The 22,730-nt window shown below is 71.5% G+C and carries 23 protein-coding genes and 1 CRISPR repeat array; of the genes, 9 read left to right on the top strand and 14 right to left on the bottom strand.

The window, feature by feature from the left end:
• Positions 1-3: 3 nt before the first annotated feature.
• From BUE43_RS18335 to BUE43_RS18320, 4 genes are all read right to left on the bottom strand, one after another.
• The gene (locus BUE43_RS18335; RefSeq protein WP_073484728.1) at positions 4-1,104 is read right to left on the bottom strand and encodes a hypothetical protein; all 1,101 of its coding nucleotides are present in this window, start codon (positions 1,102-1,104) and stop codon (positions 4-6) included.
• A 313-nt stretch (positions 1,105-1,417) separates the two neighbouring features.
• Positions 1,418-1,804, bottom strand: coding sequence for a VOC family protein (locus BUE43_RS18330; RefSeq protein ID WP_073484726.1), 387 nt, complete (start codon positions 1,802-1,804; stop codon positions 1,418-1,420).
• A gap of 162 nt (positions 1,805-1,966) precedes the next feature.
• A CRISPR array of direct repeats spans positions 1,967-2,295; the repeat unit is 24 nt; unit sequence GGTCCCCGCGCACGCGGGGATGAG.
• Between the two features lie 83 nt (positions 2,296-2,378).
• Positions 2,379-2,861 (bottom strand): nitroreductase family deazaflavin-dependent oxidoreductase, encoded by a 483-nt coding sequence (locus BUE43_RS18325; RefSeq protein WP_073484723.1) that lies wholly within the window; start codon positions 2,859-2,861, stop codon positions 2,379-2,381.
• A gap of 79 nt (positions 2,862-2,940) precedes the next feature.
• Positions 2,941-3,738 (bottom strand): alpha/beta hydrolase family protein, encoded by a 798-nt coding sequence (locus tag BUE43_RS18320; RefSeq protein ID WP_073484721.1) that lies wholly within the window; start codon positions 3,736-3,738, stop codon positions 2,941-2,943.
• 317 nt (positions 3,739-4,055) lie between these two features.
• On the opposite strand from BUE43_RS18320, the gene BUE43_RS18315 reads away from it, so the two are divergent.
• Positions 4,056-5,018, top strand: a complete 963-nt coding sequence (locus BUE43_RS18315) for an ABC transporter substrate-binding protein (protein ID WP_073484719.1) — start codon at positions 4,056-4,058, stop codon at positions 5,016-5,018.
• Between the two features lie 21 nt (positions 5,019-5,039).
• Here BUE43_RS18315 and BUE43_RS18310 read toward each other — a convergent pair whose 3' ends face one another.
• Positions 5,040-6,083 carry a FecCD family ABC transporter permease gene (locus tag BUE43_RS18310; protein ID WP_073484717.1) on the bottom strand — a complete coding sequence of 348 codons (1,044 nt, stop codon included), beginning with the start codon at positions 6,081-6,083 and terminating at the stop codon, positions 5,040-5,042.
• Entirely contained in the window at positions 6,080-7,099 is a 1,020-nt protein-coding gene (locus BUE43_RS18305; RefSeq protein ID WP_073484715.1) for a FecCD family ABC transporter permease, read from the bottom strand. The genes BUE43_RS18310 and BUE43_RS18305 overlap by 4 nt, the downstream gene beginning before the upstream one ends.
• A 55-nt stretch (positions 7,100-7,154) precedes the next feature.
• On the opposite strand from BUE43_RS18305, the gene fes reads away from it, so the two are divergent.
• The gene (fes, locus tag BUE43_RS18300) at positions 7,155-8,321 is read left to right on the top strand and encodes an enterochelin esterase (RefSeq protein ID WP_200797566.1); all 1,167 of its coding nucleotides are present in this window, start codon (positions 7,155-7,157) and stop codon (positions 8,319-8,321) included.
• Between the two features lie 314 nt (positions 8,322-8,635).
• Positions 8,636-9,679 (top strand): cytochrome P450, encoded by a 1,044-nt coding sequence (locus BUE43_RS18295; RefSeq protein WP_234995786.1) that lies wholly within the window; start codon positions 8,636-8,638, stop codon positions 9,677-9,679.
• A gap of 185 nt (positions 9,680-9,864) precedes the next feature.
• Here BUE43_RS18295 and BUE43_RS18290 read toward each other — a convergent pair whose 3' ends face one another.
• Together BUE43_RS18290 and BUE43_RS18285 are read right to left on the bottom strand one after the other, a co-directional pair.
• Positions 9,865-10,203 carry a hypothetical protein gene (locus BUE43_RS18290; RefSeq protein WP_073484709.1) on the bottom strand — a complete coding sequence of 113 codons (339 nt, stop codon included), beginning with the start codon at positions 10,201-10,203 and terminating at the stop codon, positions 9,865-9,867.
• 409 nt (positions 10,204-10,612) lie between these two features.
• Positions 10,613-11,068: a hypothetical protein gene (locus tag BUE43_RS18285; protein WP_143174232.1), complete on the bottom strand. Its 456-nt coding sequence runs from the start codon at positions 11,066-11,068 to the stop codon at positions 10,613-10,615.
• Between the two features lie 118 nt (positions 11,069-11,186).
• Here BUE43_RS18285 and BUE43_RS18280 point away from each other — a divergent pair, with 118 nt between their 5' ends.
• The 3 genes from BUE43_RS18280 to BUE43_RS18270 all read left to right on the top strand — a co-directional run bounded on the left by BUE43_RS18280 (position 11,187) and on the right by BUE43_RS18270 (position 13,763).
• Positions 11,187-11,888, top strand: a complete 702-nt coding sequence (locus tag BUE43_RS18280; RefSeq protein ID WP_073484705.1) for a TetR/AcrR family transcriptional regulator C-terminal domain-containing protein — start codon at positions 11,187-11,189, stop codon at positions 11,886-11,888.
• 88 nt (positions 11,889-11,976) lie between these two features.
• Positions 11,977-13,137, top strand: coding sequence for an LLM class flavin-dependent oxidoreductase (locus BUE43_RS18275; protein WP_073484703.1), 1,161 nt, complete (start codon positions 11,977-11,979; stop codon positions 13,135-13,137).
• Entirely contained in the window at positions 13,134-13,763 is a 630-nt protein-coding gene (locus BUE43_RS18270) for an FMN reductase (protein WP_073484701.1), read from the top strand. The genes BUE43_RS18275 and BUE43_RS18270 overlap by 4 nt, the downstream gene beginning before the upstream one ends.
• A gap of 163 nt (positions 13,764-13,926) precedes the next feature.
• Here BUE43_RS18270 and BUE43_RS18265 read toward each other — a convergent pair whose 3' ends face one another.
• A complete protein-coding gene (locus tag BUE43_RS18265; RefSeq protein ID WP_073484698.1) occupies positions 13,927-14,391 on the bottom strand; it encodes a MarR family winged helix-turn-helix transcriptional regulator in 465 nt (154 codons plus the stop codon).
• A gap of 43 nt (positions 14,392-14,434) precedes the next feature.
• On the opposite strand from BUE43_RS18265, the gene BUE43_RS18260 reads away from it, so the two are divergent.
• On the top strand, positions 14,435-15,652 hold the full coding sequence (locus BUE43_RS18260) for an MFS transporter (RefSeq protein ID WP_083959791.1): 1,218 nt from the start codon (positions 14,435-14,437) through the stop codon (positions 15,650-15,652).
• 24 nt (positions 15,653-15,676) lie between these two features.
• Here BUE43_RS18260 and folE read toward each other — a convergent pair whose 3' ends face one another.
• Positions 15,677-16,279 carry a GTP cyclohydrolase I FolE gene (folE, locus tag BUE43_RS18255; protein WP_073484693.1) on the bottom strand — a complete coding sequence of 201 codons (603 nt, stop codon included), beginning with the start codon at positions 16,277-16,279 and terminating at the stop codon, positions 15,677-15,679.
• Positions 16,280-16,700: 421 nt separating this feature from the next.
• Here folE and BUE43_RS18250 point away from each other — a divergent pair, with 421 nt between their 5' ends.
• On the top strand, positions 16,701-17,426 hold the full coding sequence (locus BUE43_RS18250) for a helix-turn-helix transcriptional regulator (RefSeq protein WP_073484691.1): 726 nt from the start codon (positions 16,701-16,703) through the stop codon (positions 17,424-17,426).
• A 117-nt stretch (positions 17,427-17,543) separates the two neighbouring features.
• Here BUE43_RS18250 and BUE43_RS18245 read toward each other — a convergent pair whose 3' ends face one another.
• On the bottom strand, positions 17,544-18,500 hold the full coding sequence (locus BUE43_RS18245; protein ID WP_234995785.1) for an EamA family transporter: 957 nt from the start codon (positions 18,498-18,500) through the stop codon (positions 17,544-17,546).
• A 203-nt stretch (positions 18,501-18,703) separates the two neighbouring features.
• Between BUE43_RS18245 and BUE43_RS18240 the strand changes: the two genes are divergently transcribed.
• A complete protein-coding gene (locus BUE43_RS18240) occupies positions 18,704-19,774 on the top strand; it encodes a TetR/AcrR family transcriptional regulator (RefSeq protein ID WP_073484687.1) in 1,071 nt (356 codons plus the stop codon).
• A gap of 59 nt (positions 19,775-19,833) precedes the next feature.
• Here the strand turns inward: BUE43_RS18240 and BUE43_RS18235 are convergent, their stop codons facing one another.
• The 3 genes from BUE43_RS18235 to BUE43_RS35635 form a co-directional block, all read right to left on the bottom strand.
• Positions 19,834-20,730, bottom strand: a complete 897-nt coding sequence (locus tag BUE43_RS18235; RefSeq protein WP_143174231.1) for an alpha/beta hydrolase fold domain-containing protein — start codon at positions 20,728-20,730, stop codon at positions 19,834-19,836.
• Between the two features lie 64 nt (positions 20,731-20,794).
• Positions 20,795-21,904: an aldo/keto reductase gene (locus tag BUE43_RS18230; RefSeq protein ID WP_073484685.1), complete on the bottom strand. Its 1,110-nt coding sequence runs from the start codon at positions 21,902-21,904 to the stop codon at positions 20,795-20,797.
• Positions 21,905-21,996: 92 nt separating this feature from the next.
• A complete protein-coding gene (locus tag BUE43_RS35635) occupies positions 21,997-22,575 on the bottom strand; it encodes a DUF6130 family protein (RefSeq protein WP_268844434.1) in 579 nt (192 codons plus the stop codon).
• Positions 22,576-22,730: the final 155 nt, after the last annotated feature.

The following is a 22,730-nucleotide window of genomic DNA, read 5'->3' as shown; positions in this document are numbered from 1 at the left end:
GGATCAGCCCGTGTAGACCCTGACGTCCTGGCGGTTCTTCTCGCGGCCCTGCGCCATCAACGCCCACGGGGACGACTTCGGCGTCGGCGCCACGTACTGGAGGACGCTGTCGCTGCCGATCCCGGACATCCCGGGCACCGTCTGCCACCGGCCGCCGACCCAACGGACGAGGGTCACCTTGCCGTAGCCGGAGTAGTACTCGGTCTTGTTCGCCCACACGGTGCCGTTGGCGACGACCCGCGGCTCGTAGGTCGTCCACTTCTGGCCGTCGTCCACGGTCTTCCAGGACCGGCCGTCCCAGTGCAGGGCGTTGCTCTTGGAGTCACCGTTGCCGTTGCTGGCGACCACCGGGCCCCTCGCCCACGCGTCGTTGGCGCTGAGCGGGACGACCTTGACCCCGTACCCGGGGCTGGGCAGGACGGTGAAGGTCGTCCCCGACGCGCGCAGCAGGGTGTTCTTCTTGCCGTTGCGGTCGGAGTAGTTGACCCACACGTCGCCGGCGCCGCTGCCGGAGATCTCGATGTCCGGCTCGGTGTACCCGGCCACCTGCGGCGGGGTCACCAGCGACCACGACCTGCCGTCGAAGTGGATCAGGCGCTGACCGTGGTAGACCGGGCTGTCGCTCGGGGTCTGCGTCACCGCCCACACGTTGTTCGGCGCGACGGCCAGCATCTGGACGACGGTCCACTGGTCCGGGACCGGGTAGGTGGTCCACTGCCGGCCGTCGAAGTGCGCCGTGGCGTTGGTCGCGTCCGAGCTCCCGCCGATCCACAGGTTCGACGCGGAGGTACCGGTGATCACCATGCCGTAGCCGACGTGCGGCACGGTCATCGGCGACCAGGTCTTGCCGTCGAAGTGCTGCACCACCGTGCTGTGCGTCGGGTACGGGTTGACCGTGCCCACGATCCACGCCTCCGAGCCGGCCGCGTAGATGCTGTCGTAGCGCGCGTTCGGCGTCTTCAGCTGGTAGGTCTTCCAGCCGTCGGCCACCTCCGCGGAGGCGGCCTCCGCGACGGGCGCCGGCGCGGTGGGCGCCAGCCCGCCGAGGACGAACGCGGCGGCGGTGGCCAGGACCGCGCCCGTTCTGACTAAGGGCGTGCTCATGCGCACTCTTTCCTCCCTGGCGTCGGTGTTCCCGAGGAACTTGAAAGATCAACGATGCCAGAAGGAACTCTCGCGACACCACCCCTGCCGATCTCCGCGCGCTAGTGCCACGCAGCTCGCACGTGCGACGCACCTCCAGCCCGGGGGACGGGGAACACCAACGGCAGCAGAGCTCCACGTGTCGGCTCAGCGCACAGTTCGGCGACCCGGTCGCGGCGAACGACAACAGCCGATGCCGGCCACGCCAGCACCAACCCCGTGAGCGTGATCAGGCGACCGGAAGGAGGTCTGCCGTGGGTGTGCGGCCGGGCGATCAGGGGCAGCGGCTCGCGAGGACGCAGAACTCGTTCCCCTCGGGATCGGCGAGAACCACCCAGCTCTCATCACCCTGCCCGACGTCGACGTGTCGAGCCCCCAGGTCGAGCAGGCGACGAACCTCCTCGTCCTGCTCCCTGTCGGTGGGGTTGACGTCGATGTGAAGCCTGTTCTTGACGGTCTTGCCCTCGGGCACGCGCGCGAACGTCAACGTCGGAGGCACCGGCCCCGGGCGGTTCCTGCCCTCAGGCACCAGCGGAGACCCGATGGTGACGATCTCGTCGTCCTGGTCCCGCACCTCGTAGCCGAGAACCGAGCACCAGAACCGGGCGAGGCCCTGGGGATCAGCACAGTCGATCGCAAGCTCGGTGAACTTGCTGGCCATGTCAGGACCTCCCAGTCGAGGAGCGGACCCCTGCCGGCAACCTCCCGCCGCCGACCAGAGCGCCCATGATCTACTCGACCGCAGCGAGAGAGGCAAAGGATTTGCACCACGAGTGGCCAAAAACCAGCACCAACGCCAGCGTTACCGCAGGTCACGAAGTGTGGTCCCCGCGCACGCGGGGATGAGTCCCTCGACCTCGACAGGGGTTGGCGACGCCGGCCGTGGTCCCCGCGCACGCGGGGATGAGTCCCCCCCACCTGCGGGTTCGTACCGCGATGGGTAGTGGTCCCCGCGCACGCGGGGATGAGTCCTCCCGCCAGTGGCGGGGCGGGGCCGACGCCCTGTGGTCCCCGCGCACGCGGGGATGAGTCGACGTTGCGCTCGTTCCAGAGCGCGTTGATCGTGCGGTCCCCGCGCACGCGGGGATGAGCCCATTCGCACGCCAGAGTCAGTGGAGACACCCAGGTGGTCCCCGCGCACGCGGGGGTGAGTCGGGCTCCGACCACCGGTCCCCATCAGCTCCTGTCTCCTGCCGGGCGGCGCTTTGTCGGGCCGAGCGGGTGGGGCCCGGAGCTCAGTCCCTCGGCGGCGCCGGGGCCTTCGCCGGCCCGGCCAGGTGCTCGGGTTCCAGGACGAAGACCGGGATCACGCGGGAGGTCTTCTCCTGGTACTCGGCATACGGCGGATACGCGGCGACCGCGCGCCGCCACCACTGGGCCCTCTCGTCTCCGGTGACCTCGCGGGCGATCATGCCCTGGCGTTCGGGGCCGTCCTGGAGATCCACCCGCGGGTTGGCCTTGAGGTTGAAGTACCAGACCGGGTGGTGTGGGAAGCCGCCCTTCGAGGCCACCGCCGCGTACCGGCCCTCGTGCTCCACGCGCATCAGCGGAACCTTGCGGATCCTGCCGCTCTTCGCGCCGCGCATCGTGACAATGACGACCGGCAGGCCCGTGTCCCACAGCGTTGTGCCCTGTGTGCCACCCGAACTCTCGTACAGCTCGACCTGCTCACGCACCCACTGCGCCGGGCTCGGCTCGTACTCGCCCTCAAGAGGCACCGCATTCACCCCGTTGTCGTGTGCGGATCACGTCGGGACAGTCATCGGCCCGTGGTTGCTTTGGCTGTCGAGTCCTCGCCTAGCTGACGCCCGCAAGGTGGCGTCGGAACCACGCCGTCAGGCCGGCGTCCACCTCGCGGGCCACTGGCAACTGGGGCGCGGGTTCGATTCCGGGCTCGTCGGCGAGCGGGTGCGCCAGCCCGGGGATCGTCAGGAGTTCGGCCCGTTCGCCCATGGCACTAACCAGGCTGAACGCGTCGGCGCGCAGGCCCGGGTGGTCGAGTTCGCCGCTGACGACCAGCAGCGGCGCGCGAGAGGCGATGGCGTCCGCCTTGGCGATGAAGTCCAGGCTGTCGACGGCCTTCTCGGACTCGGCGTCGTACGGGTACTCGCCCGGGAACAGGTCGACAACCGACCGCATCCGGATGGCGGCGTTCACGACGGCGCCAGCGGCGACCGGGATGTCGGTCTCGGCGAGGATTCGCAGTGCGACGGCTGCGCCCAGCGAGCCGCCGAGCACGCCGATCGGGCCGTCGTCGACCGGCAGTTGCGCGCGGATCGAGGCCAGTGCGGCCGGGAACTCCTCGCTCGCCTGTTGGACGAACGGGTGCAGGAAGGACATCAGGGGGTCTTTGCGCATCAGCTCCAGGCCGGCGTCCATGCTGCCGTTGACCATGCGCGCCCCGCACATCGGCATGCCGAGGTGCACGCGCCACGCGGGCAGGTCGTGCATCGGCAACGCGGCGGCGAACGCCGCGTCGGACCTCGGCGCGTCGAGCATGTGCCAGGTGACGAGCAGTGGCGCGGGGCCGTTGTGGGCCGGCGGCAGCGCGGTGAACGGCACTCCGGCGGCCGTACCCGTGATCGGTGAGTGCATGCGGCCACGGTAGGGCTGACGGCCGCGCGGCGGGAAACCGTTACGCCACAAGCGGAAACAGCGCGGCAGGCCGAGAGTTGTCGTGCGGGTCAGCCAGCAGAGCGGTGCAATGTGGTGTTCGGATTGCCGCGCGCGTCCGAAACCGTCCGCTCCCCCACCGACAGCCCACGCCCTGGTCGGCAGCTCACTCAGCGCGCACACAGGCATTCACCGATGTCCGGGCGGTTGCCGTTTCGATCACGTTGACTGCCCGGAACCCCGATTGGGCTCACTCCTTAGGTTAGGCTCGCCTAAAATTGATCTCTCCGGAGGAGCTCATGCTTTCTCGTCGCCGCATACCGGGACGACGGCCGGCGTTGCTGTTGTCCGCCCTTTCGGCGGTCCTGCTGGCGCTGGTGGCGTGCAGTGGCCCGCAGGCCGGCACCGCCGCGTCCACCCGCACGGTCACCGACGCCCAGGGTCGGAGCGTCGCCGTTCCGCAGGCGCCGGCCAGGATCGTGACGCTCAGCGAACCCACCCTCGAAGGCGTGCTCGCGCTGGGGCTGAAGCCGGTCGGCCTCGCCTCGGCCCGTGGGCAGCGGGGCGTGTCGTCCTACCTGACCGAGCGCGCCGCCGGCATCCCGATCGTCGCGTCCACCACCGAGGCGGACCTGCCGGCGATCACCAACGCGCGGCCCGACCTGATCCTCGTCGACTACACGGTCGGCGCGCGCAACCAGCTCGACAAGCTCGCCACGATCGCGCCGACGGTGTTCGTCAGCGACGCCGGCGCCGACTGGCGCACGGCGTTCGCGAAGCTCGCCGAGGTGCTGAACAAGAAGTCCGAGGCGGACGGGGTGGTCGCCCAGCACGACGGGCGCGTGCGGCAGGTGCGCGACGAACTCGCCGCCCAGGCCGGGCGAACCGCGAGCATCGTGCGCTGGGACGGCGAGGGGCCGCGCGTCGTGGGCTCCGGCGGGCACGCGGACGAGGTCGTCCGGGGCGTCGGGCTCACCAGGCCCGCGTCGCAGCAGGAGAAGGTGAGCAACCGGACTCCGGTGATCAGCCTTGAGCAGCTCGACAAGCTCGACGGCGACTGGATGTTCTTCGGCACGCTCAGCGACGTGCAGGGCGGGAAGGCCAAGCTCGCCGAGGCGGAGAAGAACCCGCCGTTCACGCAGCTCTCGGCCTACCGCGCCAAGCACATCGTGGTGGTCGACGGTTCGGCGTGGACCTCCTCCGGCGGCCCGCTGGCCGTCCAGTCCGTGCTGGACCAGGTCGAGCGGGCGCTGAAGGCGTAGTTGTGCGGCGTCTCGTCCGGGTCACCGACGTCGCCGTCGGTTGGCCCGGACGAGCAGCCACACGAGATAACCGCCGCCCACGGCCGCGGTGAACACGCCGACGGGGAGCTGCCCACCCGGCGTGACGCGCTGGGCCAGCAGGTCGGACAGGGCGAGCAGCGCGGCTCCCATCAGCGCCGACGGCACCACCCCCACGCTCGCCGCGCCGGTCAGCCGGCGCGCGAGCTGCGGCGCGGCCAGCGCGATGAAGGCGATCGGCCCGGCCGTCGCGGTCGCGGCGGCGGTGAGCACCGTGCCGAGGACCAGCAGGGCGGCCCGGGTCCGCGCCAACGGCACCCCGAGCGACCGCGCCAGCTCGTCGTCCATCTCGATCAACCGCATCCTGGCGCCCATCAGGCCGAGCACGGGCAGGGCCACCGCGACGGCGACCGCGACCGGCCAGATCTCCGGCCAGCCCCGGGCGTTCAGGGTGCCGGTGAGCCACACCTGGGCCTGCTGGGCCAGGTTCAGGTCTGCCGCGGACAACAGGAACCGGTTGAGCGACGAGAGCACCGCGTTGATCCCGATGCCCACCAGCACGAGCCGGTACCCCTGCAGGCCCGCCCGGTAGGCCAACAGGTACACCAGCAGCGCGGTGGCGAGCCCGCCGAACACGCAGCCGAGCGCGATCTGGGCCGTGCCGCCGCCGAACACGATGATCTGCAGCACCGCGCCGGTGGACGCGCCGGCGCCGAACCCGGCGATGTCCGGGCTGCCCAGCGGGTTGCGGCTCAGGCTCTGGAACACCGCGCCGGCCGCGCCGAGCGCGAGCCCGACGAGCACCGCGGTCAGCGCACGCGGCAGTTGGAACCGCGTGACCACCAGCCAGTCGTAGTAGTCGCCCTGCCCGACCAGGGCCAGCACCACCTTGGAGACGTCCAGCGTGGGCTCGCTGGCGGCGATCGCGACGACCGACAGCGCGGTGGTGACCGCGACGAGCGCCACCCCCACCACCACCGCGCGCCACGAGAACCGCAGGGCGACCGGACCGGTGCGCAGGACTCCCGCCCGCAACTCGCCGCTCACAGCGTCGCCAGCTTCCGGCGCCGGGCCAGCGCGATGAACACCGGCGCGCCGACGAGCGCGGTGACCAGGCCGACGGGCAGTTCGGTCTCGTCCCCGAGCATGATCCGCGCGGCGACGTCCGCGCCGAGCAACAGGATCGGCGCGAGCAGCGCCGAGTACGGGAGGATCCAGCGGTAGTCCGGGCCGGTGAAGGCGCGAACCGCGAACGGCACCACCAGACCCACGAACCCGACCGGGCCCGCCGCCGCGGTCGCCGAGCCGGACAGCATCGTCACCGCCACGAAGGCCACCAGCCGCACCGTGCCGACCCGCGCGCCAAGGGCGGTCGCCGTCTGGTCGCCGAGGGACAGCACGTTCAGCGTCCCGGCGAGCGCGAGGGCCATGACCAGACCCGCGCCGACGAACGGCGCGACCTGCGCGACCGATTCGAGCGTGCGGCCGGACAGCGAGCCGACGTCCCATGACCGGAACGAGTCGAACGCGGCGTAGTCGAGCACGAGCACCGCGCGGATCAGGCCACCTTCGACCAGTGCGGTCACCGCGGTCCCTGCGAGGGCGAGCTGGACCGGATCGCTCTGCCCCGAGACGCTGCCGCTGACCCGGTAGACCACGAACGCGGCCACCGCCGCGCCCGCGATGCCCACCCCGGCGTAGCTCGCGGGGCTGGTCCAGCCGAACGCGGCGATCGTGAGCACGATCGCCAGCGCGGCCCCGGCGTTCACGCCGAGCAGCCCGGGGTCGGCCAGGGGGTTGCGGGTCAGCGCCTGCATGAGCGTGCCGCCCAGGCCCAGCGCGGCGCCGACCCCCAGCGCGAGCAGGGTTCGGGGCACCCGCTGCGTGATCACGACGCTGTGGTCGAAGTTGGTGGGGTCGTAGTGCGTCAGCGCGTCGAGGACGACGGGGGGCGCGATGTTCCGGTTCCCGAGCGCGAGGCTGGTCAGCACCAGCAGGAGGAGCACGGCCGCTGCTATGAGCAGGCCCGTGCCGCGGGCCAGGAGGGGAACCGGTTGTCGCACTCGATTAGCTTAGGCTTACCTTCTTCCCGTGATCACTGGTGGTCGACTCCGTCCGGTGCTTGTGGACAGTCCGCGGATCGCGGAGCTCGCCGAACGGCCGGGCGACCTCGCCGCGTTCTGGGCGGAGGTCGAACGACGCGGCACTCCCCTGCTCGAACCGGCCGACGACGGAAGTCGCGTCGTAACGTTCGTCTGGCGCGGCACGCCCGGCACGACCGACGTGCTGCTGCTGGCCAATCGGCTCACCGACCGCGACAACCTGGCCGCGAGCCGGATGCGGCGACTGCCCGGCACCGACCTGTGGCACCTGAGCTACCTGCTGCCCGACGACTACCGCGGGACCTACCAGATCGCCCCGGACTTCTCCGGCCAGCACGACGCCGACAACGCGCACTGGCAGCGACTCATGGCGACGGCCAGGACCGACCCGTTCAATCCGGACACTGTGGACACTGGGCGCAATGGGTTGGCGAGCTCGGTGGTGGAACTGCCGGCCGCGCCAGAACAACCCTGGTGGCGTCCTGCTGGCGCGCCGGCCGGGCGGGTGTCCGAGCACCGGCTGACGAGCACGATCCTGGGCAACTCGCGGAGCATCTGGCTGTACGAGCCGCGAGAGGCCTCCGAGGGAACGTTGGTGCTGTTCGACGGGAATGTCTGGTTTCCCAGGCTTTCCTTCCAGCACACGCTGGACAACCTGATCGCGGCCGGGGCGATTCCACCGGTGAGCGCGATCGGCGTGGACACGATCGACGTGCCGACGCGGAGGCGGGAACTGGGCGGCAATCCTGACTTCGTCACGTTCCTCACCGCGGAACTGCTTCCCTGGGCCGGACAGCGGCTCGGCGCCAGCCCCGCCGCCGACCGCACCGTCGTGGCAGGGCAGAGTTTCGGCGGGCTGACCGCGCTGCTGGCCGGACACCTGGCCCCGGACCGGTTCGGGAACGTGCTGTGCCAGTCGCCCTCGCTGTGGCGGGCCCAGCACCTCATCGACGCCTACCCGGCCGGCCGGGACATCCGGCTGCACCTGTCGGTCGGGCGCTACGAACGGGACATGGTCGACCACACCCGCGCCCTGCGCGATCACCTGGCGCACCAGGGATATCCGGTCTCGCTGACCGAGTACACCGGCGGCCACGACTTCGTCTGCTGGCGCGGCTGCCTCGCCGACGGCCTGATCGAACTCACCGGAGCGCGGGACCATCTGTCTCATGTGGACGGTTGAGCGCGTGACCGCGCTGCGGTAGCGCCAGATACCACCTGCGGCTCCCCGACGGCACCCCCAATCTTGGGGATGTGCCCGCCGACCGCATCTCCCTATGGTCGAGTCGTCATCACCGTGCGGACCAGGGAAAACACTCTGGTTGCCACGGGAGTCCGCGCTCGGGGAAGCGGTCGTGGAACTGACTCTCGGGGGGGAACTACTCGATGAGGCTTGGGGACAGGCGCCGATTACGGCGGGACCCGCTTGAGTACATCGAGCACCTCCGACGGCGTAGCGCGGCAACCGTGTTCCCGCTGCCCTGGGGCGGTTGGTGCGTGGGCGACGCGGAACTGACCCAGGAGCTCCTGCGCGACCCGGAGTTCCACGCGGACAAGTCCGGGTTCTTCGGGGACCTGCTGCCGACCAGGGCGTCGCAGATCGAGGTCGGCCACGCCGTGCGGAACTTCCTGCGCTCACGCCTGCCGCGCTACCGCTTCACTGTCGCGGAGGCGGTGGCCGAACTGCCGCCCGTCGACCAGTGGCCGCTCGCCGGGAACCGGCTGGTGTACCGCTGCCTGGCGGAATCGCTGTTGCACCCCGACACTCCAGCCTTGGCGCGGCGGTTGATGAACCGAGCCGTGCACGAGGGCGTGGTGTTCCGCGCACCGCGCCTGTGGCAGAGAGCGCGGGCGGAGTTACTGCGCGCCAGGCTGATCTCCGCGCTGACCAAGCAGGTGACGCAGCGTCGCAAGCACCCTGTCGACCAGCCTCTCGACGTGTTGGACGCCGCGCTCACCGCGTGCCCGGACGAAGTCGCCGACCGCACGGTCGCCGAGCTGCACCTCACGCTGGTGCGGGCGATCGTGGTGCCGGTCAGCACCTCGCTGGCGTGGTCGGTGCTGCTGGCCTGCCTGCACCACACGGCGGACTCCCCGTGGCCGTGGCCGGTCGACCACATCGTGCGAGAGGCGCTCAGACACCGCCCGATGCCCTGGATGCTGGGCCGCACGGTCTCCCGCCCCACCACAGTCGCCGGAACCTCCTTCCGCCCCGGCGACCTCGTCTCGGTCAGCCCGTACCTCCTGCACCACGACGAGCACCACTGGACCGACCCCGAGGTGTTCCGGCCCGAACGCTGGGAAAACCCGAACGAGCGCGGCCCCTACATCCCGTTCGGCGCCGGCCCCTTCACGTGCCCCGGCGCATCAGTGGCCCACAGGATGATCGCCGAGGCGCTGACGACTCTCTCCCACGACGCCCACCTGACTGTCACCGGAGCTGACACACGGGCGCTCATGGTCGAGGGCATCGTCCCCAGGCCCTTCACCCTGCACCGCATGAGCCGGCCGCGAACCAACCACGACACCGCGAGGAGGTGAACACCCATGACCGCGATGCTGCGACGCATCTTCAGCACGAAGCCGTCCCGCCGCTGGGACTGGTAAGAGAAATCCAGTACCCCAACCTTGTCCGGTGGCCCGGACGCCGAGTTGGCGTCCGGGCCACCGACAAGCACCCAAAGTTCGGCGGGCCTGTCGATCTCTGATCAAGGGTTTCTGCGGGCCTAGAAGGGCTCCTCGTCGGTTTCCTCGGGTCGACGTGGGGAGAGTGCGGTGCGGGGCACCAGGTGCCGCATCCGGAGCGGACCGAACGCGGAGCCGCCGTCGACCACGTAGGAGACCCAGCCCAGCCAGTCGCCTCGGGTGGAGCGCATCCAGGCGTGCAGGACCCCGGGGGCGCGTTGGTCGAGTGTGATCCCCTCGGCCTGGACCCGCAGGGACGCCCGCTCCCGTGTGCTTCCCGCACCAGCGCGGTACAGCTCCCTGAGGTCGACCCAGACCGGTCGGCTGAAGTCGTACACCCGGGCGACCGAGGGGTGAGGCTCCGCCGACTTGTCGAACACACGTTCGATATTCGGCTGTCCACCCCCTTGATCGCAACTTCCCAACCCCAGACACCCCACCCGTGATCTACTCAGCTGGAGCGAGAGAGGTGAGCGAGCGCGAAAACGAGTGGTCAAAAACGGGCACTGCCGCCGGGATTAGCGCAGGTCACGAAGGGTGGTCCCCGCGCACGCGGGGATGAGTCGCGGAGCTGCTCCCGAAGATCGAGACGGCAGAGGTGGTCCCCGCGCACGCGGGGATGAGTCCTTGGTGATGATCCCGGCGCGGTGCTCGCGGACGTGGTCCCCGCGCACGCGGGGATGAGGTCGAAGCGTGGGGTGGTTGTGTCCGCGTCAGCGGGGGCACAACCACCCCACGGCCGCGTACGGAGTGGTCAGCGATTCGGTCGGCAGCGGTGGAAGCGGTCGGTCATGCCGGGTGGCGGCGGTGGCGCCAGGCGAGGACGACGGCTGCCAGGCCGGGGATCACGGGGAGTAGTCCGAGCGTCCCGTAGGTGCGGGGGATGACGTTGGTGTAGGCGCCTCCCGAGAGCGTGAAGTTGAACAGCGCGGTGCTCGCGCCCAGGGCGAACATGACCGTGATGGCCACGTGGGCCCAGCCCTTCCTGCGGGCGACGGCCCAGGCCGTTCCGAGCCAGCCGGCGAGGCCGAGGACGCCCACGACGGTCAGGTAGCCGACGATGGCGTTGCGGTCGGCTGAGACGAGGTCGGTTGGCCAGTCCGGGTAGGCGCTTCGCACGTGGTTGGCCAGGCTGTCGACCGTGGCCACGTCCACCAGTGGCGCGAGTGTGGCGATCGTGGACAGGGCGAGGCCGGTGTGGAGCGCCCAGGGGCGCTGGCTGGTTCGGGTCGTGGTGGTCGACACCATCTCTCCTTGGTCCCCCAGTGGACGCCGCGGTCCGGCGTCCGCTTTTTCTTACGGCGTATGTTTGCGCCGCCTATGATACATACGACGTAAGAAGCTGTGAGTGAGGAGGCGCACGATGCCCGCCCGTCGCACCCGGGGCCAGCGCGCGGGCCTGACCCGCCAGGCCGTGTTGGAGGCCGCCCTGGCCCTGGTCGACCGCGAAGGTCTGCAGGCGCTTTCGATGCGCCGTCTCGGCAACGAACTCGGCGTCGAGGCCATGACGCTCTACAACCACGTGGCCAACAAGGAGGCGCTGCTCGACGGGCTGGTCGAGCAGATCGTCCTCAGCGTCGCGCCGCCCCAGCTCGACGCCTCGTCGTGGCAGGCGGGGATGCGGGACTTCGCACACGCTCTCCTCACCGCCCTGCGCGCGCACCCGGACGTGATCCCACTGGTGGTGTCACGGCCAGCCACAACCGCGCCGAACCTGCACGTGCTGGAAAGCACGCTCAGGTCGTTGCACGAGTCGGGCTTCCCAGCTCACCGAGCGCTGGACGTGGTGTACTCCGTCACCAACTTCGTCGTCGGGCACGCCGCGACCATGTCCGCCCAGAACGCCACCGAGCAGGACACCGACGACGACCAACCGGGTCCGCTGCTCGACCTCGACGCCGACGAGTTCCCATTCCTCACCGCAGCGATGCGCGTCGAACCACGCATCGGCGCCCAAGGGCGTTTCGACTTCGCGCTTGAGGCCATGCTCGCGGGGTTCGAAGCCGCCCGCACCAGCGCCAGCGCCCCGGAGCCCGGCCCCGACCGGAGGCGGGAGCAGCCGTGACGTGGAGCGCGGCTTGTCGGACTGGAATAGATGACGTGTCATGTAGGTTGGACGGCGTACATGACGCGTCATCCACTCGGAGGATGAGATGCAGTTCGGGGTCTTCTCGGTCAGTGACATCACCACCGACCCCACCACCGGCCGCACGCCCGGCGAGGCCGAGCGGATCAGGGCGATCCTGGCGATCGCCCTGAAGGCCGAGGAGGTGGGGCTGGACGTCTTCGCCCTCGGCGAGCACCACAACCCGCCGTTCTTCTCGTCCTCGCCGACCACGACGCTGGCCTACATCGCCGCGCGGACCTCGCGGCTGCAGCTGTCCACCGCGACGACGCTGATCACCACCAACGACCCGGTGAAGATCGCCGAGGACTACGCGATGCTGCAGCACCTGGCCGACGGCCGGGTGGACCTGATGTTGGGTCGCGGCAACACCGGCCCGGTCTACCCCTGGTTCGGGCAGGACATCCGCAACGGCATCCCGCTGGCGATCGAGAACTACGCGCTGCTGCGCCGGCTGTGGGACGAGGACGTCGTCGACTGGTCCGGGCAGTTCCGCACGCCGCTGCAGAGCTTCACCTCGACGCCGCGACCGCTGGACGGCGTCGCGCCGTTCGTGTGGCACGGCTCGATCCGCTCGCCGCAGATCGCCGAGCAGGCCGCCTACTACGGCGACGGCTTCTTCCACAACCACATCTTCTGGCCGCCGGAGCACACCCAGCGGATGGTGGAGTTCTACCGCCGCCGGTTCGAGCACTACGGCCACGGGTCGGCCGACCAGGCCATCGTCGGCCTCGGTGGCCAGGTGTTCATGCGGAAGAACAGCCAGGACGCCGTGAACGAGTTCCGGCCGTACTTCGACAACGCGCCGGTCTACGGCCACGGCCCGTCGCTGGAGGAGTTCAGCCGGGAGACGCCGCTGACCGTCGGGAGCCCGCAGCAGGTCATCGAGCGGACCCTGGGTTTCCGCGACTACGTCGGCGACTACCAGCGCCAGCTGTTCCTCATCGACCACGCCGGGCTGCCGCTGAAGACGGTGCTCGAACAGCTGGACATCCTGGGCGAGGAGGTCGTTCCCGTGCTGCGCAAGGAGTTCGCCGCCCTCAAGCCGGCGCACGTGCCCGACGCCCCGACGCACGCGTCGCGGGTCGCCGCCCGAGGTGGGGCGAAGGACACCACCGTGCACGCGGCCGCGGACGACGTCACGGGGCAGGCCCGCGACGAGGCCACCGAGGAGGTCCAGGACCGATGAGCGCCCGCACCCTCGCCGTCGTCAGCGCCGGGCTGAGCGTGCCCTCCTCCACCCGGCTGCTGGCCGACCGGCTCACCGCCGCGACCGTCGCCGCCCTGCGCGAGCGGGGCGACGACCCGGCGGTCGAGGTCGTCGAGCTACGCGACCACGCGCGCGCCCTCGCCGACAACCTGGTCACGGGCTTCGCCAACGAGTCGCTGCGCGGCTCGATCGAGGCGGTCACCGACGCCGACGGCGTCATCGCCGTCACCCCCGTCTTCTCCGCCTCCTACAGCGGCCTGTTCAAGACCTTCTTCGACGTCCTGGACAAGGACGCGCTGACCGGGACGCCCGTGCTGCTGGGCGCCACCGCCGGCACGGCCCGGCACTCGTTGGTGATCGAGCACGCCCTGCGGCCGCTGTTCGGTTACCTGCGCGCCATCACCGTCCCCACCGGCGTCTTCGCCGCCACGGAGGACTGGGGTGGCGACGGAGGCGTCGACCGGGCGTTGGCCAGCCGCATCGAGCGCGCTGCCGGCGAACTCGCCGACCTCGTCACCGGCCGGCCGTCGACACCCCCGGCCGAGGCGTTGGAAGGCCCGTTCGGCGGCACGCCGTCGTTCGAGTCGCTGCTGCGCGGCGTCTGACGCCGCGCGGAACCAGCCCGTAGCCGACCCGCGTGGTCGGACGCGTCGGCACGGGCTGCCCGGCGCTGCCCGACCGGGCCGCCACCTGTATGTCCACTGTGGACACCCGTGGCCATCGCTCTGCCCACCGACAGACAAAGGGTGGACGACTACGGAACCTCGCCTACTGGTCGGCGTCGCGGTCGAGCATCCGGGCCAGGATGTCTCGCAGAGTGGCGAGCTCGTCGGCGCCCAGGACCCGGCAGGGTGACTGGGCGCTGGCTTTCGCGTCGATTTTGGCCAGGACGTCGCGCGCCGCGTCGGTGAGGTGGATGCGGCGCAGCCGCCGGTCCCGGGGGTCCGGCCGCCGGTCGACCAGGCCGCGCGCCTGCAGGCGGTCGACGAGCGCGGTGACGGTCGGCGGCTCGGTGTTCAGCCAGTCGACCAGGTGGCCGATCGGCGGAGCCTCGCTCTCATCCCGCAGCCGGCGGAGGACCAGCCACTGCAGCTCGGTCAGCCCCTCGTCGACCACGGCCTCCCCGTAGACCCGCCGAGACCGGTCCACCACCTCGAAGAGCAACGCGGCGACCTGCCCCACGAGGTGCGGATCGCGCTGGTCCGCCCGCGATCCGCTGCGCCTGCCGTCCATCCCGTTGTCGCCTCCGCGATCAAATGGTTAGAGTCATCTAACTATGAGTGTGGTCGAAACTTCTGGTAAAGATACCGCGCGGACCGCGCCCGGCTTACCGCGCGCCGTGGCGGTGGCGGTGGTGGCGCTCGTGCTGGGCGGGACCGCCACCGGGCTGGCGGGTGTGGACCTGGTGCTGCCCGCCGTGCCGGGGCTGCCCGAACAGCTCGGCGGGTCGCCGGGCCAGGCGCAGTTGGTGCTGTCGGCGTACGTCCTTGGCACCGCCGTCGGCCTGCTGTGCTGCGGGGCGCTGAGCGCGGTGATGCGGGCGCGCTGGATCCTGGTGGGCGCGCTGAGCGTCCTGGCAGCGGTGTCCCTGGTGTGCTCGCTCATGCCCAGCCTCACCGCCCTGGTCGTGTTGCGGTTCTTCCAGGGTGTGGCGTCCGCCGCGCCGGCGGTGCTGGCTCCGGGGCTGCTGCGCCGCCTGCTCCCGCCGGCCGCCGCGGTCCGGGCGCTGGGTGTGCTCAGCAGCGTGGAGTCACTGGTGCCCGCGCTCGCCCCGCTCGCGGGCGCGGGGCTGGTGGCCGGCCTCGGCTGGACGGGTCCCTTCCTGGCGTTGGCCGTGGCCGCCGCCTTGGTGGCGGTGGGAGCCTTCGTGCTGCGCCGCTCGGTGCCGGACCCACCGGCGGGCCCGAAGACCGGCGGTTACCTGGCGTTGCTGCGCAACCGGGCGTACCTGCGGCAGGCCGGCAGCCAGGCGTTGACGATGTCGGGCCTGTTGGTGTTCGTGTTCGGCGCGCCCGCCGTGATCGAGCACAGCCTGGGCGGCACCATCGCCGACTTCATCTTCCTGCAGGTGGTGGGGGTGGCGGCGTTCATCGTCGCGGCCAACCTGTCCGGCACGATGGTCCGCCGCTGGGGAGCGCCCCGGGTGGTGTTCGCCGGCACCGCGCTGGCCGCGCTCGGCGGCGCCGGCCTGCTCGTCTTCGCCGTCCTCGGCGGGCACCAGCCGGTCCTGCTGATCCCGCTGCTGCTGCCGGTGAACATCGGGTTGGGCCTGCGCGGACCGGCCGGTTTCATGGCCGCGCTGGACGCCGCCGGCGACGACGCGCGGGGCGCCGCCGTGATCGTGCTGCTGCACACCGTCCTGGCCGCCACGGGGAACGCGGTGGTGGCCGCGTTCCTCGACGGGGCGCTGGTGACGCTCACGGTGGTGTCAGCCGTGCTGCTCGCGTCCGCCCTGGTCGTGCTCGGACGTCCAGCGCCGGCAGGCCAGCGGTGACCGGGATGAACCCGGTCCTGGCGATCAGGGGCGGACGCCGGTCAGGGCGAAGAACTCCTGTCGGGAACTCGCGTCGGTGCGCAGCGTGCCGAGCAGGGTCGAGGTCACGGTGGTGGACCCCACGGCCTGGGCGCCGCGCAACGTCATGCAGGTGTGCTCGGCCTCGATGACCACGCCCACGCCCTGCGGGGACAACTGCTCGGACAACCAGTCGGCGACCTGCTTGGTCAGGCGTTCCTGGACCTGGGGCCGGCTGGCGAAGTGCTCGACGACCCTGGCGAGCTTGGACAGACCGAGGATGCGGTCGCCCGGCAGGTACCCGACGTGCGCGACGCCGGTGAAGGGCAGCAGGTGGTGCTCGCACACCGACCGCACCGGAATCCTGCGGGCCAGCACGAGCTCGTCGTAGCCCTCGTCGTTGGGGAAGGTGGTGAGGTTGAACGGTCTCGGGCTGAACAGCTCGGCGTAGGCGCTCGCCATCCGGCGCGGCGTCTCCCGCAGGCTCTCCGTCGTCACGTCGACACCGAGCGCGCGGAGCAGGTTCGCGGCGGCCCGCTCGGCCGCGGCCAGGTCGACGCCCGGGTCGGGTTCGTGGACGACGCGCAGTGCTGGGCTGGACGACACGATGAGAGCCTTTCGTGAGACGGGAAGCGGGACGTCGCCGGCGGGGTGGGGCGGCCCGGCGGAGGCGGCGCACCGGGGGGCGGCGGCGCCGGCGGAGCGAGTCGCATGTGGACGGTCAGCTCACACGGATTCCCGAGGCGACAGCGGAACCAGAACCTCGGTGGTCACGGCGAGCGCTCCGCGCGCCCCGACAGCAGCGACCGGGGAGCACCGCCCGGGAGGAGCGTCGATGCGTGGTCGCACGGGCCGGCGAGCGCGTGCTCACCGACTCCTCGCCGGGTGGGGTCGCTGGGGGCACCTGACCGCTCCGTCCGTGACAGTTTCGCCAACTTATGTTGGTCATATTCCCGGCGTGGGTCAAGCCCCCTGCTGAGCCGTCCACTCCCCGGGATGGGGAAACGCAAATGGGTGTTAACGTGGAGGAATGAGCGGGGAGCGGCAGGGGGACCCGATGATCCGGGCCGTCGCGGCGCTGGACGACGAGCTGCGGGCCGGCATGTACGCGTTCATCCGGGCCGCCCGCCGCCCCGTGACCCGCGACGAGGCGGCCGCGGCGGCCGGGATCTCCCGCAAGCTCGCCGCGTTCCACCTCGACAAGCTCGTCGACACCGGCCTCCTCCGGGCGCACTTCGCCCCGGCCGGCGGAATCCGCCGGGTGGGCCGGACGCCGAAGGTCTACGAACCGGTGGAGCGGGACATCCGGGTCAGCATCCCCGCCCGCCGGTACGAGGTGCTGGCCGACATCCTGCTCGACGCCGTGCTGACCGAGCAGGACCAGGAGGACGCCCGCGAGGCCGCGGTGCGGGTGGCGGGCCAGCGCGGCGAGCAGCTCGGCGCCCTCGAACGCGAGCGCGCCCGGCCCGGTCGCCTCGGGGCGGAGCGCGCCCTCACCCTCGCCGAGGCCGTCCTCGCCCGCCAGGGTTTCGAGCCGGCACGGGAGACTCCCACGTGCGTCCGGCTCCGCAACTGCCCCTTCCACCCGTTGACGGCACGGTCGCCCGAGCTGGTGTGCGGCCTCGCCCACGCGTTCCTCGCCGGTTTCCTCACCGGCCTCCAGGCCCGCAACCTGACCGCGGTGCTGGCGCCGCGCCCCGGTGAGTGCTGCGTGGAGCTCAGGCCGAGCGACGCCCGCCGAACCCCCTTCTCCTGACCAGAGGGCTCCCCGATCTGGAACGTCGCTTGTGGACTGTCCACTATGGATATCGCTTGCCCCTCCCCCACCACCTGCTGTCAGCGGTGGAGGGCGAGGCCACTGACGAGCGGACCGTCAGCCGGGTCTGGACGAGATCGGGGTCGCCGGGGAGCGTGTCGGGTCGGCCAGTTGCACCAGCACCGCGCCGATGAGCAGTAGCGCCGCCCCGGCCAGCTGCGTCGGGCTGAGGGTCTGGTCGAGCAGCAGCCAGGCCAGCCCGGCGGCGATCAGCGGCTCCACCAGGGACAGCACGCTGGCCAGGGCCGAGGGCAGGTCGCGCAGCGCCCGCAGCCCGGCCAGGTAGGGCAGCGCGGTGCCCACCACGGCCAGCGCCAGCAGCACCAGCCACGCCGGGACCCGCGGGCCACCGAGCACCGCGGAGGCGGTGAGGAGGTCCCGGGGCAGCGACCACGGCGGGCTGACCGCGATCACCACCACCGCGCCGACCGCCAGTCCGGCCGCGGTCAGCCCGAGCGAGTCATGCCTGCTCGCGCCGCGCTCACCGAGCAGGAAGTACCCGGCGGAGCAGATCGCCGCGGCCAGCCCGGCGGCCACGCCGACCGGGTCCAGCCGGGCGCCCAGCCCGATCTGGGCGACCAACGCCAGTCCGGCCGTCGCCAGCCCGACGCCCAGCCACACCAGCCCGGGCAGCCGGGTGCGCCGCACCACCCGCACCCACAGCGCGACCAGCCCGGGCGCCAGGTTGACCAGCACCATCGCCACCCCGACCGGGACCCGGGCCACGGCCAGGAAGAAGAACAGCTGCACCCCGGCGACGCCGAGCAGGCCGTAGCCGAGCAGCAGCCCCAGGTCGGCGCGGCGGAACCGCAGCGCCCGCGGCCGCAGCACCGCGACCACCGGCACCAGCAGCGCCGCGGCCAGTGCGATCCGCACCGAGGTCACCGCGGCCGGTGGCCAGCCCGCCGCCATCACCGCCTTGGCCAGCGGGCCGGAACTCGCGAACAGCGCCCACGAGGTCAGGCTCAGCCCGGTCGCCCGGGCCCGGCTCGGCGCCCACGCGATCCTGTCCACGACGGCCACCCCGGCAGCATCCCTCCGGGATCACGTTCCTGACAGCGGTTTTCCGGCCACCGGACTCCGCTTGGCCATGGCGCGCGCGGTGGATCTCGCTCGATGACGGGCTCGTCCGATCCGGATGCTGGCGTCCGATGGTGAGAGCTTCTGAGTGGGAAAAGTACCCTGATCTCGCGCAGGCACGGCGACGAAGGGGTGCGATGGTCCGGCTCAGCAGGGCGGAGATGCAGGAGCACAACCGGGCCAAGGTGCTGGCCGCCGCCCGGGCCGAGTTCACCGAACGCGGCTTCGGTGACGCCAAGATCGACCGGATCGCCGAGCGGGCCGAGCTGACCCGGGGCGCGGTCTACTCCAACTTCCCGAGCAAGCGAGCTCTCTACTTCTCCGTCCTGGCCCAGGAAGCCGAGCAGGCCCCCGACCCGCGGTACACGCCGACCGCGAGGACCGCCGGCGCGGTGCTGGGAGACTTCGCGCGCGCCTGGCTGGCCCGGCTCCCGCTGGCCGCCGAGGACCAGCGCAGCGCGAGCCGGCTGGGCAGGGACCTCCTGCCCGAGGTCGTCTCCGACGAACGGCTCAGCCGGCCGTTCTCGCAGTTGACGAGCCTCAGCGCGATCCTGCTCGGACTGTGCCTGGAACAGTTGCCCTCGTCCGGGCCGGCCGCGTCCCGCATGGTCCGGGCGGCCGAGACCGCCCTGACGACACTGCACGGCGCCAGTCAGCTCGCCGCGGCCGCGCCCGGGTTCGGGGAGCCCTTCGCCGTCGTCCGCGCCTGCGAACAGCTCGCCGAGCTCGACTTCGACGACACGTGGCAGCCCGCCCACCTGCCGCACGTCTCGCCGGCGCGACCCGCCGACGAGGGATGGGCGCCGCCGGCCGCGACCGACGCGCTCCGCGACGAACCGGCCCGCCTGGACCACGACGGCGTCGTCGCCGTGCTCGGCCTGCACCGGCTGGCCGCCGTCGAAGAGGCGCTGCGCGCCACGCCGCCCGGCACCCCGGTCACCGCGGTCCTGGTCACCAGCGACCCCGGCGAACTCGGCCCGCTCGCCCGCCTGGTCATCACCGACCTGCGCCACTGCCTGCGGGCCGCCGTCGCGCCCTCCGCCTGGCCCCGCGTCCAGATCGTGCACGACGAGTCCGGAGTCCTCGCCGCGGCGGCGGGAGTGTCCGCCATCAGCGATGCCACCGAGACCGCGGTCCGCATCCAGTCCGGCCGGATCACCGCTCGCGCGGACGGCTACGGCGCGTGCCATGCCGCCGCTTCCGCCTAGCCCACGCGGATCGCGGACAAGGGACGACGAGAGCGACACAGGACGACGAGCTGAGACCCTCAGCTGGTCGCGCGACGCACGTGATCGGCAATCCGCTGGTACGTGCGCTCGGTCTGCGCGCGGGTTCCGAACGGGAGGATGTTGTACCCGTGGTCGGTCGCGGGAACGTCGTGGTGTTCGGCCAAGGAGCCCACGGCATCCAGTGCCTCGGCGTAGCGGATGCCCTCACCGCGGAGTCGGTCGAACTCGCACGTGATGATCACGGCTGGGGCGATGCCGGCGAGGCCCTCCGCGTTGGCCTTCCACGCCGGTGAGACGAGCCGGTCGCGCCGGGTGGCGAGATCGGGCGCGTAGGCGCGGTCGAACACCTCGGACATCCAGGGCCGCATCACCGGTTTGTCCACAGTGGACGGCTTGTTCCGGAGATGGGTGACCAGGTCGAGCGGCGCGTACTGGAGGACCTGCAGGGCGATGCGGGGTCCGCCGTTCTCCCAGGCCAAACGTGCCGCCGCGGCCGCCAGCCCGCCGCCCGCGCTCTGGCCGCCGACGCACAGGCGTTGCCCGTCCCAGTCGCGGTCCGCCCGGGCCGCCCACGTGACGACGTCGAAGACTTGTTCCACCGCAACGGGAAAGCGGTGTCGCGGCGCGACCGAGTAGTCCACGTTGAGGACGACGACGCCTGCCTTGTCGGCCAGGTACCGGCACCACGGGTCGTCCTGCTCCGGGTGCTCCACAACGTATCCGCCGCCGTGGAGGTTCACGTACACCCCGGCGGCCGTCGCACCGGACGCCGGGTGGTAGGCGGTGCAGGTGACCGTCCCGTGCCGGGTCGGGACCGTGAGGACGCTCGTCCGTCCCGGAATCTCGTCGAAGCGCAGCTCGGCCTTCAGGCGCGGTCTCATGACGAGCTTGAGCGTGCGCGCGACGAGATCGGCGAGGAGCTGACTCGACGGCATGGCGCCTCCCTCGTTGGCGTGGACAACGGCGACGGCGCCGTCCCGACGGGACGGCGCCGCACCGTCAGCCCTGGTTCTCCGGAACCCAGTTCCGCACGACGGGGTGGTACCCGGGCGGCTTGTCGCCGAGCCGGACCCCAGTGTTGATCATCCACGACTGGTACTGCGGCGTGAACATCGTGTATGGCTTGCCCAGCGGCACGGCGCTGGCGGCGTCGAGTTCGGCGCGGAGCTCGGCGGGCAACTCGACGTCGAGCGCCGCCACCGAGGAGCTGAGCTGCTCGGCGCTGCTCGCGCCCACGATGGCCGAGGCGACACCGGGTTGGGTCGCGACCCAGTTGAGCGCCACCTGGGCCATCGTCACCCCCAGCGCGTCCGCCACGGACTCCAGTTTCGCGAGCAGCTCCCACTGCTGGTCGGTCCACTCGTAGCCGACCCCGCCCTCACCGCTGAGGCGCCCTTCGCCGGTCAGGCCCTTGCCGGAGTTCCGGTACTTCCCGGTGAGGAAACCGCCGGCGAGCGGGCTCCACGCCGTGATGCCGAGCCCCAGCGTCTGGCCGAGCGGGACGTGTTCGGCCTCGATCGTCCGCTCGACGAGGGAGTAGGGCAGTTGCAGGTTGATCATCGGCACGAGGGAGTGCGCCTCGGCGAGGGTCTGCGCCCTGGCGGCGTACCAGGCCGGCACGTCGGACAGGCCGGCGTAGCGGATCTTGCCCGCCCTGGTGAGGTCGTCGAACGTGCGCAGTACCTCCTCCACCGGCGTGATCCGGTCCCAGGTGTGCAACAGGTACAGGTCGAGGTAGTCGGTCCGCAGGCGGCGCAGGGACGCCTCGACCGCGCGGACGATGTGCTTGCGGCCGTTCCCGCCCGCGTTCGGGTCGCCGGGGTCGACGCTGTTGGTGAACTTGGAGGTGAGCACCAGCCGGTCCCGCGTCCCGGTCTCGGCGATGAGCTTGCCGAGGAGCGTCTCGCTCTCACCGGCGGTGTAGAAGTCCGCGGTGTCGACGAAGTTGCCGCCCGCGTCCAGGTACCGCCGGAAGATGGGCCGGGCTTCGTCCTCGGTTTTGCCGTAGGACGCGTGGAAGCCGCCGATGCCGAAGTTCATCGTGCCCAGGGCCAGGCGGCTGACCCGGAGTCCGGAACGGCCCAGCAGGTAGTACTGGTCGAGCGACATGGGTTCACGTCTCCGTAGCTGTAGCTGGTTTCCGCACGCGCTGTGCTGGCGCGGGTGGCGTGGGCGTCGCGGCAGTGGTGGCCGCGCGCACGTCAGTGGTGGCCGCCCTGGGTGGTGATGACGAAGTCCACGACCTTGCTGTCGATGACCTTGTGCGTCGGATCGGCCAGTCCGATCCAGACTTTGTGCGGGCCCGGCGGCAGGCCCTGGATGATGAGCGGCTCGCCGCTGCCGTCCGCCCAGTGCCACGGCGCGTCGTCGACGGTGACGTGGATGTGGCCGATCCGGGGCGATACGTCCAGCGCGCCTTTCCCGTAGACCGGGACGATCCGCAGGTTCTCCGAGCGGTAGCGGATCACGACCAGTCCGGCCGCCAGTTGCTCGGGCAGGGGCGCGTCGACCACGAGCGAGGCCGGCGGTTGCGAGGGCAGGGCGACCACCGGGGCCGGCTCCCAGCCCGCCGCGTGCGCTGCCGTCGTCGCCGCTGACGCTGACGCCGCTGAGGTCGGTGCGTGCGACGCCGGTGGGTGGGTGCCTGTCGAGCACGCGGTCGCGAGCGCGGCGAGGGCGGTGGCCGCGGCACCGATCACGACACGACGAGAACGAGCCCTCCTGCCTGGCGCGGAATCCCGTTCCGTCGCCGGGGAACGGGGAAAGTCGTGGGGTGGCATGCGGCCACGCTAAGTGGCCGGTCGAGGCCGCGGCGACCGTCGTACGACGTCATCGCCGTACGTCATCGCTGTACGTCATCGCTACGTCGCCACGCGGCGGGCGAGGTGTTTGACCGGTGTCGGAACGCGGCCGGATCTTCGGTAAAGTCGTGATC

The sequence above is a fragment of the Streptoalloteichus hindustanus genome (assembly GCF_900129375.1).
GTDB classification, from domain to species: Bacteria; Actinomycetota; Actinomycetes; order Mycobacteriales; family Pseudonocardiaceae; genus Streptoalloteichus; species Streptoalloteichus hindustanus.
The sequence above is the reverse complement of the archived record's forward strand: the minus strand, read 5'-3'. Positions and strand labels throughout refer to the sequence as shown.